The 13,086-nt window shown below is 67.5% G+C and carries 13 protein-coding genes and 1 pseudogene; 6 read left to right on the forward strand and 8 right to left on the reverse strand.

The window, feature by feature from the left end:
• A pseudogene (locus Q8M82_RS01475) lies at positions 1 to 187 on the forward strand (IS110-like element ISMno29 family transposase); the annotation flags it as partial.
• 65 nt (positions 188 to 252) lie between these two features.
• On the opposite strand, the gene hisS reads toward Q8M82_RS01475, so the two are convergent.
• A complete protein-coding gene (gene hisS, locus Q8M82_RS01480; RefSeq protein ID WP_305689615.1) occupies positions 253 to 1,839 on the reverse strand; it encodes a histidine--tRNA ligase in 1,587 nt (528 codons plus the stop codon).
• 76 nt (positions 1,840 to 1,915) lie between these two features.
• On the opposite strand from hisS, the gene Q8M82_RS01485 reads away from it, so the two are divergent.
• Both Q8M82_RS01485 and Q8M82_RS01490 read left to right on the forward strand, forming a co-directional pair.
• Positions 1,916 to 2,383 carry a putative toxin-antitoxin system toxin component, PIN family gene (locus Q8M82_RS01485; protein ID WP_305689616.1) on the forward strand — a complete coding sequence of 156 codons (468 nt, stop codon included), beginning with the start codon at positions 1,916 to 1,918 and terminating at the stop codon, positions 2,381 to 2,383.
• Entirely contained in the window at positions 2,383 to 2,670 is a 288-nt protein-coding gene (locus Q8M82_RS01490) for a pilus assembly protein HicB (RefSeq protein ID WP_305689617.1), read from the forward strand. The genes Q8M82_RS01485 and Q8M82_RS01490 overlap by 1 nt, the downstream gene beginning before the upstream one ends.
• Here Q8M82_RS01490 and glcF read toward each other — a convergent pair whose 3' ends face one another.
• From glcF to Q8M82_RS01510, 4 genes are all read right to left on the reverse strand, one after another.
• Positions 2,671 to 4,047 (reverse strand): glycolate oxidase subunit GlcF, encoded by a 1,377-nt coding sequence (glcF, locus tag Q8M82_RS01495; protein WP_305689618.1) that lies wholly within the window; start codon positions 4,045 to 4,047, stop codon positions 2,671 to 2,673.
• A 207-nt stretch (positions 4,048 to 4,254) separates the two neighbouring features.
• The gene (locus Q8M82_RS01500) at positions 4,255 to 5,442 is read right to left on the reverse strand and encodes an FAD-binding protein (RefSeq protein ID WP_305689619.1); all 1,188 of its coding nucleotides are present in this window, start codon (positions 5,440 to 5,442) and stop codon (positions 4,255 to 4,257) included.
• Positions 5,443 to 5,608: 166 nt separating this feature from the next.
• Positions 5,609 to 5,896, reverse strand: a complete 288-nt coding sequence (locus tag Q8M82_RS01505) for a GIY-YIG nuclease family protein (RefSeq protein WP_305689620.1) — start codon at positions 5,894 to 5,896, stop codon at positions 5,609 to 5,611.
• Between the two features lie 164 nt (positions 5,897 to 6,060).
• A complete protein-coding gene (locus Q8M82_RS01510; RefSeq protein WP_305689621.1) occupies positions 6,061 to 7,497 on the reverse strand; it encodes an FAD-binding oxidoreductase in 1,437 nt (478 codons plus the stop codon).
• Between the two features lie 243 nt (positions 7,498 to 7,740).
• On the opposite strand from Q8M82_RS01510, the gene Q8M82_RS01515 reads away from it, so the two are divergent.
• Positions 7,741 to 8,646 (forward strand): LysR family transcriptional regulator, encoded by a 906-nt coding sequence (locus Q8M82_RS01515; protein ID WP_305689622.1) that lies wholly within the window; start codon positions 7,741 to 7,743, stop codon positions 8,644 to 8,646.
• Between the two features lie 44 nt (positions 8,647 to 8,690).
• The gene (locus tag Q8M82_RS01520; RefSeq protein WP_305689623.1) at positions 8,691 to 9,641 is read left to right on the forward strand and encodes an SMP-30/gluconolactonase/LRE family protein; all 951 of its coding nucleotides are present in this window, start codon (positions 8,691 to 8,693) and stop codon (positions 9,639 to 9,641) included.
• 18 nt (positions 9,642 to 9,659) lie between these two features.
• Here the strand turns inward: Q8M82_RS01520 and Q8M82_RS01525 are convergent, their stop codons facing one another.
• From Q8M82_RS01525 to mscL, 3 genes are all read right to left on the reverse strand, one after another.
• Entirely contained in the window at positions 9,660 to 10,694 is a 1,035-nt protein-coding gene (locus Q8M82_RS01525) for an AbrB family transcriptional regulator (RefSeq protein ID WP_305689624.1), read from the reverse strand.
• Positions 10,695 to 10,859: 165 nt separating this feature from the next.
• Entirely contained in the window at positions 10,860 to 12,050 is a 1,191-nt protein-coding gene (locus Q8M82_RS01530) for a pyridoxal phosphate-dependent aminotransferase (RefSeq protein WP_305689625.1), read from the reverse strand.
• A gap of 122 nt (positions 12,051 to 12,172) precedes the next feature.
• Entirely contained in the window at positions 12,173 to 12,592 is a 420-nt protein-coding gene (gene mscL / locus Q8M82_RS01535) for a large conductance mechanosensitive channel protein MscL (RefSeq protein WP_305689626.1), read from the reverse strand.
• A 159-nt stretch (positions 12,593 to 12,751) separates the two neighbouring features.
• Here mscL and Q8M82_RS01540 point away from each other — a divergent pair.
• Positions 12,752 to 13,086: hypothetical protein (locus Q8M82_RS01540; protein WP_305689627.1), on the forward strand; the 335-nt coding region annotated here is incomplete at its 3' end.

Genomic DNA, 13,086 nt, shown 5'->3' on the forward strand with positions numbered 1-13,086 from the left:
TCTCTTCATGGCTGCCCTCGTCGCCGCTCGGCACAATCGCGCCCTGCGCGACTTCTACGAAAGGCTCTGCCAACACGGCAAAAAACCGATCGTCGCCATCACCGCAGTCATGCGAAAACTCATCGTCATCGCAAACGCAAACATCCGTGACCTCCGTCTGTCAACACGCGAAGCGCAAGTGAGTTGATGACGGAGGGCAGCGCGACCCCTCATCCGCCTGCCGGCACCTTCTCCCGCAAGGGGAGAAGGGAGCTAAACATGCCTTGCCAGCACCGTCTTCACGCCCTCGACCAGCCCCTCGACCGGCACGGAGAACTGCGCTTCCGCCTGCTTGGCCTTGTGCTCGGCGGAATCCTTGACGTCGCGGGAGGCGGCGGCGAGTTCGGCGCCGAGGATCAGGTCCTTGATCACGACCGTGCCGGCATCACGCTCCGACGAGCCCTGAATGATCGCGCAGACCGCGCCGCGCCGGTCGGCATATTTCATCTGGGCGTTGAAGCCCGACGCGCCGAGATAGAGATCGGCGCGGCAGAGCGGCTTGTCGCCCTCGCCCTTGGCCTGGCGCAGCGTCGAGACGAAGGCCTGATAGCCCGGCATGAACTCCGGCGACTTGTTGTCCATCGCGGTGACGACGACGAGCGGGAGTTCGTTCCTGGCATCGACGATCGGCGACTTCACCGCCTTCAGCGCGGTGTAGAGCCGGGAGACGCCGATCGAGAAACCCGTCGCCGGCACGGGCTCGGGCCGGAAGCGACCGACCAGTCCGTCATAGCGGCCGCCACCCGCGACCGAGCCGAAGCGCACGACCTGGCCGTCCTCATTGGTGACCGGGAAGGTCAGTTCAACCTCGTAGACCAGTCCGGTATAGTATTCGAGGCCGCGGACGACGGAGGGGTCGATGCGGATGCGGTCGGGGCCGTAGCCAGAGGCCCGCAGTAGCGCAGCGATCTGCGCGAGTTCTTCGACCCCTTCCAGCCCTCGCGCCGAACCTGCGACCGCTTCTTTTGCAAACCCAAGCGTCATGCTGTCCGACGGCCACGTACCATCGGACGCTGAAGAGTTGACAGGCGCGTTCTCACGGAACGTTACTTGCCCAGTCAGCAGGATGATCCGGTCTGCCTGCTCAGCACTCAGCCCCGCGCCCTTCGTGAAATCCCCGCTCTCGTCCTTGCGCCCCTCGCCCAGCAGCAGCCGCACGCCCTCCGGCCCGAACTTGTCGAGCTTGTCGATCGCGCGCAGCACGGTCAGCCGGCGGCCGGCATTCTCCTCGCCGCCGAGACCGATCGCCTCCATCACGCCGTCGAGCACCTTGCGGTTGTTGACCTTGACGACATAGTCGCCGCGCCTGATGCCGAGCGCCTCCATCGTGTCGGCGGCGAGCATGCAGATCTCGGCGTCGGCCGCGACCGAACCCGCCCCGACGATGTCGGCGTCGAACTGCATGAACTGGCGGAAGCGGCCCGGGCCCGGCTTCTCGTTACGGAAGACGTAGCCGGCACGGTAGCTGCGATAGGGTTTCGGCAGCGCGTCGTAATTCTCCGCGACATAGCGGGCGAGCGGCGCGGTCAAATCGTAGCGCAGCGAGAGCCACTGCTCGTCATCGTCCTGGAAGGAGAAGACGCCCTCATTCGGACGGTCCTGATCGGGCAGGAACTTGCCGAGCGCGTCGGTGTATTCGATGAAGGGCGTCTCGACGGGATCGAAGCCATAACGCGAGAAGCTCTCGCGGATCACCGCCAGCATGCGCTCGGTGGCGGCGACATCGGCCGGGCCACGATCAATGAAGCCGCGCGGCTGGCGGGCCTTCAGCTTGGCGGGGGCGGGCTTGTCCACGGACATGGAGGCGGTCTCGATCTCACGACGAAAAGGGAGAGCCCGTCGGTTAGCCCGGTCGCCACCGAGGAGCAAGGCGTCCTTGAGCGGTGGCAGAGTTGATATCACCTGTGATATGCTATCCGATATGCTGCGGGTCGTGCTCGACACATCGGTGATGGTCTCCGGCTTCCGAAGCCGAACCGGGGCAAGCCATGCGCTTCTCGTAGGTATCGGCAGGGGCCTGCTGGTTCCTGCGGTGAGCCATGCGCTATTTCTGGAATATGAGGACGTTCTGAAGCGTCCGGCCCAACAGGCTGTCCATGGACTGTCGAACGCGGATATCGACGTTTATCTCGCGGGCCTCGCGGCCGTCAGTGATCCGGTCGAAATCTGGTTCCGCTGGCGACCACAGTTGCGCGACCCGGCTGACGACCTTGTGTTGGAAGCCGCTACGAATGGACGTGTCGCAACAATCGTCACGCACAACCTGCGTGATTTCGCCGGGGTGACCGAGCGCTTCGGAATTCGCATTCTCACCCCCGGCGATCTGTTGAAGGAGATGATCTGATGAGTGCAGGCTCCTATGCCTTGAAGCTGCCGGCATCGCTCAAGCGCGAGGCACAGCGGCTGGCGAAGCAGGATGGTGTCTCCCTGAACCACTGGATTTCAGTGGCCGTTGCGCAGCAGGTGGCGGCGACCGAAACTGCGGCCGACTTCTTTCGCCGGCGGGCCGACGGCGCCAGCCGTAACGACATGCTGGCTGTCCTGGCGAAAGTTCCGGACCGGCCTCCTCTTGCGGGCGACGAGTTGCCCGAACGCGACCCGCCCGAGCGTGGGCCCGCAGAACGCGACTGACTACTCCGCAGCCACCCGCGCCACCTCGCGCAGGGGGCGATCCGCGATGCCCGCCTGCGCCAGCTTCTCCGGCAAGGGTCCGCCGGTCGCCCAGTCGAGCAGTTCGGCGGTGTGGACCACCGGGGTGGTGGCGCCGCGATCGGCGAAGCCCTTCGCGATCTGGGTCATGCAGCCGATATTGCCGGTGGCGACCAGCATCGGCTTCGTCTTCTGGATGTTGGCGACCTTGCGCTCGCGCAGCTGGCCCGCGATCTCCGGCTGGAGGATGTTGTAGACGCCGGCCGAGCCGCAGCAGATATGGCCCTCAGGGGCCTCCTTCACGCTGAAGCCGACGCCCGAGAGCAGGCGCTTGGGCCCATCCTTGAGCTGCTGGCCGTGCTGCATCGAGCAGGCCGAGTGGTAGGCGATCGGCATGGCGACGTCCCGCGCCGGCATGAGATCCAGCGTGGCCACGAACTCCGTGACATCCTTCGCCAGCGCCGACACCCGCTCCGCCTTGGCGGCATAGGCCGGCTCGTTGCGGAACATGAAGCCGTAATCCTTGATCGTCGTGCCGCAGCCCGAGGTCGTGATCAGGATCGCGTCGAGCCCCTTGCCCTCGATCTCGGCCGTCCAGGCGTCGATATTGGCGCGGGCAAAGGCGTGGGCGTCGTGCTCGCGGCCCATATGGTGGACGAGCGCGCCGCAGCAGCCCTCGCCCTTCGGCAGCACGACCTCGACGCCGTGGCGCGTCAGCAGCCGGATCGTCGCCTCGTTGATGGCGGGGTCGAGCACCGGCTGGGCGCAACCCGAGAGGATGGCGACGCGCTTGCCCGCGGGCGCGACGATGGGGGCGAAACTCTGCGGCCCCTCCATCGGCGAGCGCGAGGGCAGCCTGGCGGGCGCCAGCGCCAGCATCGCCTTCAGCCGCGGCCCGACCAGCGGCAGAGCGCCGAGCGCCGGCCCCAGCGGCTTGGCCAGCATCGCGCCGAGCATCGCGACGCGGAAACGGCCGGGATAGGGCAGGATCGCGCCGAGCACCCGCCGCAGCAGTTTGTCATGCCAAGAGCGCTCATAGGTCTCCTCGATATGGGCGCGGGCATGGTCGACGAGGTGCATGTAGTGCACGCCCGAGGGACAGGTCGTCATGCAGGAGAGGCAGGAGAGGCAGCGGTCGACATGCTTCACGACCTCCGCGGTCGCCGGCTTGCCGTTCTCGAGCATGTCCTTGATCAGGTAGATGCGGCCGCGCGGGGAATCGAGCTCGTCGCCGAGCAGCAGATAGGTCGGGCAAGTCGCGGTGCAGAAGCCGCAATGCACGCAGGTCCGCAGGATCTTCTCCGAGGCCGGAAGCCTGGGGTCCGAGGCGAGATGGGCGGGGCTGAAATTGGTTTGCATGATTACGCTCTGGAATGCGGCGCGACCGCAGTCGTGTGATGAGACGATGCCGAGCGAGGCCCTTCTCTCCCCCCTGGTGGGGGAGAGATAGAGAGGGGGGGCGAACGACTGGGTTCAGCGCTCACCCGGTCATTCGCCCCCCACCCCTGCCCCTCCCCACGAGGGGGAGGGGTAAGGGCGCGGCCCGTCATGCTGTCGGACATCAGCTCACATCCCCGCATACATCCGGCCCGGCTCGAAGATGCCTGCCGGATCGAAGCTCGTCTTGATGCCCGCCGTCACCCGCATCAGCGGCTCGGCCAGCGGTTCGAACACCGGCACGCTCGCGCGGATCGCGGCCGGCGCGCGCACCAGCGTGGCATGGCCGCCGAGCGGTTTGATCGCGGCGCGGATTTCGCGCGCCCCGGCATCTCCGCCGGCGGGCACCGCGAGCCAGACCAGCCCGCCGCCCCAGTCGTAGAACCAGCGCGCGCCCGGCACCCGCGCCGCGATGGACGCGGTCGCCTTGGGGCCGTTGGTCGGCGCGACCGAGAGCCGCCAGACGGCCTCGTCGGTGCCGGCGAAGAAACGGGCGTCGCGCACATCGCGCCAGAGCTCGACCGAGGCCTCGCCCTCGATCCGCTCGGGCGCGCCATGGGCCGCCAGCAGCGCGACCAGTTCGCGGCTGCGATAGTCGATCGAGTCGGAGAAGTTCTCCAGCCGCAGCAGCGTGCGGGGCTGGTCGGCGCCGAGGCCGGCCGGCAGATGCGCGGCGGCGAAGGGCTCATAGGGCGAGCCCAATGCGGTGCAGAGCAGCGCGATCGCCGCCTCGTCCGAGAGGCCGCGCCAGACCAGCGTCAGGATTCGCTCCGACCTCGGCAGCACGCGGAAGGTGACCTCGGTGAGGAAGCCGAGCGTGCCGTAGCTGCCGGCGACGAGCTTCACCAGATCGAGCCCGGTGACGTTCTTCATCACCCGCCCGCCGGATTTGATCGCCTCGCCGCGGCCGTTCACCAGCCGGATGCCGATGAGGGAATCGCGCGCGGCGCCGGCATTGATCCGGCGCGAGCCGGAGATGTTGCCGGCCGCGACGGCACCGATGGTCGGCTCGCCTTGCGTGCCCAGCAATGCGCGATGGTCCATGGGCTCGAAAGGCAGCATCTGGCCGCGCTCGGCCAGTGTGCGCTCGACTTCGGCCAGCGGCGTGCCGGCGCGCGCGGCGATGACCATTTCGGCCGGCTCATAGAGCGTGATGCCGGTGAGGCCGGCGCTGGAGAGCGTGCTCTGCGTCTGCGTCGGCCGCCCGAGCCCGGCCCGCGTGCCGCCGCCGCCGATCGACAGGGGAACGCCGCTGTCGAGCACGGATTTCACGACGGCGCAGGCCTGCGCCTCGGTGGTGGGCATGTGGAGGGTCATCGACGCGCTCCACCGTCACTGCGGGACAGCGAAAAGCGTCGGATTCCAGACCGTTTTTCGCGGTCAGTTCTGCAGAAGTGGAGATCCGTGGCGCCGGCGTGTTCAGCCTCGTGTTCATGGGTTCCGGGCTCTTCGCTGCGCGAAGCCCCGGAATGACGGTGGAGGTTCACCGGGACAGGAGATGGTACAGATCCATCCAGTCGGGGTTGTTCTCTTCGATCAAATTGATCTTCCATTGTCGACGCCACGCCTTGATGTCCTTCTCGCGATCGATCGCTTCACGCGCGGTCGCATGCTCCTCGTACCAGACGAGACGATCGACTCCATACTTCCGAGAGAAGCCCGGCAGCACCTTGCTTTTGTGTTCGTGGACCCGTCGAGCCAGATCGCGCGTCATGCCCAGATAGAGTGTTCCATCCCTGCTGCTCGCAAGCAGATAGACGTGGAACGGCATGCGACAGTCTCCGCGTCATTCCGGGGCACGCCGCAGGCGTGAGCCCGGAACCCATGAACACGACGCCAGTCAACATGAGCGAAGGATATCCTTCCAGCAAGCGAGGCTCCGAGCGAGACGGTCGTGGGTTCCGGGTTCTCGCTTCGCGAGCCCCGGAAAGACATCTAGGCCGCCACGCGCCCTTCCAGCGGGAACACCTTCGCCGGGTTGAGCAGCCAGCGCTGGTCGAACACCGCCCTCACCCGCATCTGCTGGTTCAGATCCTCCGGGTTGAACTGGAAGCTCATCAGGTCGCGCTTCTCGATGCCGACGCCGTGTTCGCCGGTCAGGCAGCCGCCGACCTCGACGCAGAGCTTGAGGATATCCATGCCGGCGTCCTCCGCCTTCTGCGCCTCGACGGGGTCGTTGCAGTTGTAGAGGATCAGCGGGTGGAGATTGCCGTCGCCGGCGTGGAAAACGTTGGCGACGCGCAGGCCATAGCCCTTCACGATCTCGTCCATGCGGCGCAGCACGTAAGGGAGCTGCCCGGTGGGAATGGTGCCGTCCATGCAGATGTAGTCGGCGATGCGGCCGGTCGCGCCAAAGGCGGATTTGCGGCCCTTCCAGATCGCGGCCGCCTCCATCGCGGATTTGCTCTCCTTCACCGTCTTGACGCCATGCTCGCGGGCAATCGTGACGATGCGGGCGAGCTGGGCATCCATCTCGATGTCCGAGCCCTCGACCTCGATGATCAGCAGAGCCTCGACATCCATCGGATAGCCGGCATGGGCGAAGGCCTCGCAGATCTCGATGGCGGGCTTGTCCATGAACTCCATCGCGACGGGGATGATGCCCGCGCCGATGATGGCCGCCACCGCCGCCCCGGCCTGCTCGCTGGTCGGGAAACCGAACAGCACGGGCCTGGCGCCTTCGGCCGCGCGCAGGATGCGCACGGTCGCCTCGGTGATGATGCCGAGCTGGCCCTCGGAGCCGTTGATCAGGCCGAGGATGTCGTAGCCGGCGGCGTCCAGATGGGCGCCGCCGATCTCGACGATGCTGCCGTCGAGCAGCACCATGGTGACGCCGAGCACATTATTGGTGGTGACGCCGTATTTCAGGCAATGCGCCCCACCGGAGTTCATGCCGATATTGCCACCGATCGAGCAGGCGAGCTGCGAGGACGGGTCGGGCGCGTAGAAGAAACCCTCGGTCGAGACCTCGCCGGTCACGGCGAGATTGGTGACGCCGGCCTGCACCTTCGCGGTGCGGTTGGCGTAGTCGATTGCGAGGATGCGGTTCATCTTGGAGACGCCGATGACGACGGCATCCTCCTGCGGGATGGCGCCGCCGGCGAGCGAGGTGCCCGCGCCCCGCGGCACCACCGGAACGCCCTGCTCGCCGCAGAATTTCAGGACCGCCGCAACCTCCGCCGTCGTCGAAGGCAGCACGACCGCCAGCGGCAGGCGCCGATAGGCGGTGAGCGCGTCCGTCTCATAGGGGCGGCGCTCGTCCTCGGCGGTGATCAGCGCATCGGGCGCGACCAGCCGGGCGAGGCCCGCGACGATCTCCTCGCGGCGCGCCAGGATGCCCGGATCGGGCAGCGGAAAGGCGATGGCGGACATCGTACACTCCTAAGTCACCGGCAACCCGCGGCCCTCATCCTGAGGAGCGAGCCAAGCTCGCGTCTCGAAGGATGATCCAGAGCGCGCTGGAGCATCCTTCGAGACGCCGCTTCGCGGCTCCTCAGGATGAGGGTTCAGGGGCGGCCCTGCAAAACTCTAGACCAATTCGAAACGACTTGCAGTGCGACCGACGCGCATGATCTTTTCCATAGCCGAAAAAATCGGCGGGGGATCTGTGCAGCCATGGACCGGTTCGGCGACCTCGATGTCTTCGCCCATGTCGTGACGGCGCGCAGCATGTCGGCCGCAGGGCGGCAGCTCAACCTGTCGCCGGCGGTCATCTCCAAGCGCATCCGCCGGCTCGAGGAGCGGCTGGGCGTGCGGCTGCTGCAGCGCACGACCCGGCAGCTCTCGCTGACCGAGGCCGGACAGGGCTTCTATGAGCGGGTGGTCTCAATCCTGTCCTCGATCGAGGATGCCGAGGCCTGGGTGGCCAGCGGGGCCGGACAGGCGCGCGGCACGCTGCGCGTCTCGGCGCCGACCTCCTTCGGGCGGCTCCACATCGCGCCGCATCTCAAGCCCTTTCTCGACGCCCATCCGCTGGTGAGCGTCGAACTCGTGCTGACGGACGGCTTCATCGACATCGTCGGCGAGGGTTTCGATCTCGCCATCCGCATCGCCGATCTCAGGGATTCGAGCCTGGTCGCGAAGCGGCTGGCACCGAACCATCGCGTGCTCTGCGCGACGCCGGGCTATCTCGCGGCGGCTGGAGTTCCGGCGACGATCGAGGACCTCTCGCGCCACACGCTGATCGCCCACAACACTGACCACTGGAGGCTAGACGGCCCCGCCGGGCCGGTGACGGTGCGCGTCGCCGGCCCGCTGCGGACGAATTCGAGCGAAGTGGTGCGCGAGGCGCTGCTGGCGGGGCTCGGCATCGCGCTGCGCTCGACCTGGGATGTCGGGCCGGAGCTGAAATCGGGCGCGCTGCAGCGAGTCTTGCCGGCCTATTCGGTCGGCAGCCGCGTCGCCATTCACGCGGTCTATCCGAGCCGCCGGCACATGGAGCAGAAGGTGCGCGCCTTCGTCGACTATCTCGCCGAGCTCTACGGCCAGACGCCCTATTGGGACGCCGGGCTGACGCTGTAAGTGTAGGGCGGGCGCATCGGTAGCACGCAGGCGGAGACAGGTTCATGTTCGGCATCCTCGAAGGCACGGGCTCGACCGTGCTCGACCCGCGCTTCCACCGCGTCATTCCCGGCTCCGCCCGGGTCGAGCGCCTCTGGACCGGCTCGCGCTGGGCAGAGGGGCCGGCCTGGTTCCGGGCCCACAATACGCTGGTCTTCTCGGACATCCCCAACGACCGGATGCTGCGCTTCGACGCGATGAGCGGGCAGGCGAGCGTGTTCCGGCAGCCGGCACGCAACAGCAACGGCAACACGGTCGATCCCCAGGGCCGGCTCGTCACCTGCGAGCATGGCGGGCGGCAGGTGACGCGCACCGAGCCTGACGGCTCCGTCACGGTGCTGGCGAGCCACTGGCAGGGGAAGCGGCTGAACTCGCCCAACGACGTCGTGGTGAAGTCGGACGGGTCGATCTGGTTCACCGACCCCGATTACGGCATCCTCAGCGATTATGAGGGCAACAAGGCCGAGAGCGAGATCGGCGCCTGCCATGTCTACCGGATCGACGGGCAGAGCGGCGCGCTGAGCCTCGTCGCCGAAGATTTCGTCAAGCCGAACGGGCTCGCCTTCTCGCCCGACGAGCGCATCCTCTACATCGCCGATACCGGCGCCAGCCATGATCCGGTCCACGGGCCGCGCCATATCCGCGCCTGCGAGGTCTCGGCCGACGGCACGCGGCTGACGGACTCGCGTATCTTCGCCACCTGCACGGCCGGCCTGTTCGACGGCTTCCGGCTCGATGTCGAGGGCCGGATCTGGACCAGCGCCGCCGACGGCGTCCACATCTACCATCCGGACGGGACCCTGATCGGCCAGATCGCAATCCCCGAGGTCGTCGCCAATGTCTGCTGGGGCGGGCCCAGGCTCAACCGCCTGTTCATCTGCGGCACCAGCTCGCTCTATGCGGTGATGACCAACACCAATGGAGCCGTCTGGCCCGGGGTTGCGACCCGCGCCTGACCGCGAGGCACAACCGGCTCAGCGCTCCGGCGGCCGGCCCGGCATTCGGTCGAGCAGGAACGGCATCGCGAAGCCGATGATCAGGAAGCGCATCAGGTGGTGGGTGCCGACATAGAGCGTGTCGAGCCCCATCGCGAAGGCGAGCATCGCCATGGCCTCGAGGCCGCCCGGCGCGAAGGCGGTCATCGAATCGGCGTAGGAGACGCCGGCGAGCAGAGCCGCCGGCCAGGCGAAGGCGAAGGCGACGCCGAGCGAGACGAGCAGACCGCCGGCCGCCAGCGGAAACAGTCCCAGCAGTTCTCGCCGCGGAATCGTGCCGATACGCCCGCCCATGGTCGAGCCCAGCATGACCAGTACGGCGATCTGCACCGCCGGCGGCAGGCTGCCTTCGACGAGGCCGCTGCCATGCGCCACGGCGCTGGCGAGCGTCGCGCCGAACATCATCGGCGCCGCGACGCCCATCCGGTCGAAGACGAGCCCGACGCCGAAGCCGGCGAGCAGCAGCAGCAGCATCGTCCAGGGCTCGAGGATCTTCGCCGGTGGTGGCGCTATGGCGGGGTGCAGCCCCGTCAGCTGCATCAGGCTGGGCAGCAGCGCGACGAGAACGAGCAGGCGGAAGAGCTGGACCACGGAGATGCGGCCGATATCGGCGCCTTTCGACTGCGCGACCGCGAGCACCGTCGCCAGCGCGCCCGGCGCTGCCGCCAGCAGGGCGTCGAGCCAGGACCAGCGCGCGACATAGCGCAGATAGGCGCCGGTGGCGGCCATGATGCCGGCCATGGCGAAGAGCAGGATGATCAGCGAGGCCGGATAGCGCACCGCCGCGGCCAGCGCCTCGGGCGTCGCGGCCGAGCCGATGATGGTGCCCGAGAGCAGTACGGTCGAATCAAACCAGGAGCGGCGCAGCGCCGGCAGGGGCCGCACCAGCGCCACCACGGCGCTGAGGATCATCGCGCCGGAGAGCCAGGCGGCCGGAGCGCCGAGAAGCGAGAACAGCGCGCCCCCGACGGCGGCGATGGCGATGACGACCGCCTCGCGGGACAGGACCGTCAACGTCTTCGAAGGATGACCCGTGCCCGCCATGATGCTCCGCCGCGCCGCTGCGACGCAGCCTCGCTGTCATGGCGACAGGGCGCGCCGGGGTCAATTTCGCGTGCGACCCGCGCCACGCACGGCCGGCATGCGCGAAGAGCCTGAATGTCGGCGCGCCAGCCGTCTTCAGCCAGCGAGCGCGCGCTGCAGCCGCGCGACGGTTTCGACCAGATCGGAGGCCTTGCGGGCGAAGCAGAGGCGCAGCCCCGTCTCGCCGCCGGGCCCGAAGGCCGTGCCGGGCGCGAGGCCGACATTGGCCCTGTCGACCAGTTCGATCGCCAGGGCGCGGCTGTCTTCCCGGCCGTCGACCGAGAAGAACTGGTAGAAGGCACCGTCCGGCGGCGAGAGAGTCACGCGGTTCGTCGCCTTCAGCCCCTCGGCGATGATCCGCCGGCCTTCCGCCGCTCGGGCGATCTGCTCGGCGACGAAGGGCTCGCCCTCGTCGAGGGCCGCGATGGCGGCGCGCTGGACGAAGACCGGCGAACCCGAGGTCGAGTACTGGATCAGGTTCTCGATGACCTGGCCGAAGGCGGGCGGCGCCTCGATCCAGCCGATGCGCCAGCCCGTCATGGCCCAGTTCTTCGAGAAGGTCTGGACGAAGAGGATGCGATCCTCCGGCTCCATCACGTCATGGAAGGAGGCGGCGCGGGCGGCGCCGTCATAGACAAAGCGGGCATAGATCTCGTCGGCGATGATCCAGAGGCCATGCTTGCGCGCCAGAGCGAGGATGGCCGACAGCTCGTCCTTCGTCGCCGTCCAGCCCGTCGGATTGGCGGGCGAATTGATGGCGATGGCGCGCGTCTTCGGCGTGATGGCGGCGGCCAGCCGGTCGAGATCGAGCGAGAACCGACCCTGCACGTAATCCATCGGCACGTTGACCGGAATCGCGCCGGCGACGCCGATGGCAGCGGCGACGTTCGGCCAGGCCGGGGTCGGGATGACCACCTCATCGCCCGGCCCGGTGATCATGCGCACGACGATCTGGACCGCCTGCATGCCCGAGCCGGTGACGAGGAAGGAGTCCATCGTGAAGGGCCGGCCATAGAGCGCCGTGTGGTAGCGCGCCAACGCTTCGCGCAGATCCGGGATGCCGCGCTGCCAGGTGTAGAAGGTCTCTCCGGCCGCGAGCGAGGCGTTGGCCGCACGCGCGATGAAGTCGGGTGTCGGTAGATCACCCTCGCCGACCCAGAGCGGGATCAGGCCTTCCTTGAGGCGGCCGTGATTGACGACCTCGACGATGCCGCTTTCGGGTGCTTGGCGCGCCTCGGGGCGCAGCGACGGCAGAAGGCTGGTGCCGGCGACAGGAGCGGTGGACATCGTTTGAAGACCTCGCGATTTGACCACACTGCTTTAGCCGATGACGGCGCATGCAGACATGAATTCGCGATATCAGGTCGATCGGTCGCGGTGATGAATCGACGCGACCGGTCGCGCGCCGGTCAGACCGTCTTCTGCTTCAGCAGGTCGCGGATTTCGGTGAGAAGGACCACATCCGCTGCAGGCGGGGTCGGCGCCGCGGGCTTCGCCGCCTCGTTATGGCGCAGACGGTTGATGCCCTTCACCACCAGAAACAGCACAAAGGCGATGATCAGGAAGTTCAGCGCGACGGTCATGAAGGAGCCATAGGCCAGGACCGCGCCCTGCTTCTTGGCCTCTTCGAGGACCGGAGCGGTGACGCTGCTGTTCAGGCCGACATAGTAGTTCGAGAAATCGAGGCCGCCGAGCGCTCCGAAGAAGGGCATGATGATGTCGGAGACGAGAGAATCGACGATCTTGCTGAAGGCTGCGCCGATGATCACGCCGATCGCGAGATCGACGACGTTGCCCTTCAGCGCGAACTTCCTGAATTCCTCGAGCATGCTTCTTCCCTTTCCGGTGATGGTCGGCCGGCCCTGCCCGGCCAGGCGCGCGTCTGTGTGGCGACGCTAGAGGAAGACGCGGCGTTGTGGAAACCTGTTTCCTCGCTTCGATCACCTCCTCTAAGGTCCGGCCGGTGACGCGGCTCCAATGGAGGCAGAATGATCCCCGCCTGGTCCGTGGTCCTCGTGGCGCTGGCCTATCTGTGCGCGCTGTTTGCGATCGCGCATGCCGCCGATACCTCGGGCCGGCGCCTCGTCGGGGGCAGGGCGCGCGCGACGATCTATGCGCTGGCGCTCGGCGTCTACTGCACCTCCTGGACCTTCTACGGCTCGGTCGGCTTCGCTAGCCGCGCCGGGCTCGATTTTCTCGGCATCTATGTCGGGCCGATCCTGGTGATCGGCTTCGGCCACCGCTTCGTGTCGCGCATTGTCGGCATCGCGAAATCGCAGAATATCACCTCGGTCGCCGACTTCGTCGGCGCGCGCTATGGCAA

Source organism: Allobosea sp. (genome assembly GCF_030694325.1).
Lineage (GTDB): Bacteria > Pseudomonadota > Alphaproteobacteria > Rhizobiales > Beijerinckiaceae > Allobosea.

Excerpts from the sequence above, each read along its gene's own strand:
- hisS (WP_305689615.1), bottom strand. The coding sequence starts at position 1,839 with ATGTCCGTGGACAAGCCCGCCCCCGCCAAGCTGAAGGCCCGCCAGCCG.
- Q8M82_RS01490 (WP_305689617.1), top strand. The coding sequence starts at position 2,383 with ATGAGTGCAGGCTCCTATGCCTTGAAGCTGCCGGCATCGCTCAAGCGC.
- glcF (WP_305689618.1), bottom strand. The coding sequence starts at position 4,047 with ATGCAAACCAATTTCAGCCCCGCCCATCTCGCCTCGGACCCCAGGCTT.
- Q8M82_RS01500 (WP_305689619.1), bottom strand. The coding sequence starts at position 5,442 with ATGACCCTCCACATGCCCACCACCGAGGCGCAGGCCTGCGCCGTCGTG.
- Q8M82_RS01505 (WP_305689620.1), bottom strand. The coding sequence starts at position 5,896 with ATGCCGTTCCACGTCTATCTGCTTGCGAGCAGCAGGGATGGAACACTC.
- Q8M82_RS01510 (WP_305689621.1), bottom strand. The coding sequence starts at position 7,497 with ATGTCCGCCATCGCCTTTCCGCTGCCCGATCCGGGCATCCTGGCGCGC.
- Q8M82_RS01515 (WP_305689622.1), top strand. The coding sequence starts at position 7,741 with ATGGACCGGTTCGGCGACCTCGATGTCTTCGCCCATGTCGTGACGGCG.
- Q8M82_RS01520 (WP_305689623.1), top strand. The coding sequence starts at position 8,691 with ATGTTCGGCATCCTCGAAGGCACGGGCTCGACCGTGCTCGACCCGCGC.
- Q8M82_RS01530 (WP_305689625.1), bottom strand. The coding sequence starts at position 12,050 with ATGTCCACCGCTCCTGTCGCCGGCACCAGCCTTCTGCCGTCGCTGCGC.
- mscL (WP_305689626.1), bottom strand. The coding sequence starts at position 12,592 with ATGCTCGAGGAATTCAGGAAGTTCGCGCTGAAGGGCAACGTCGTCGAT.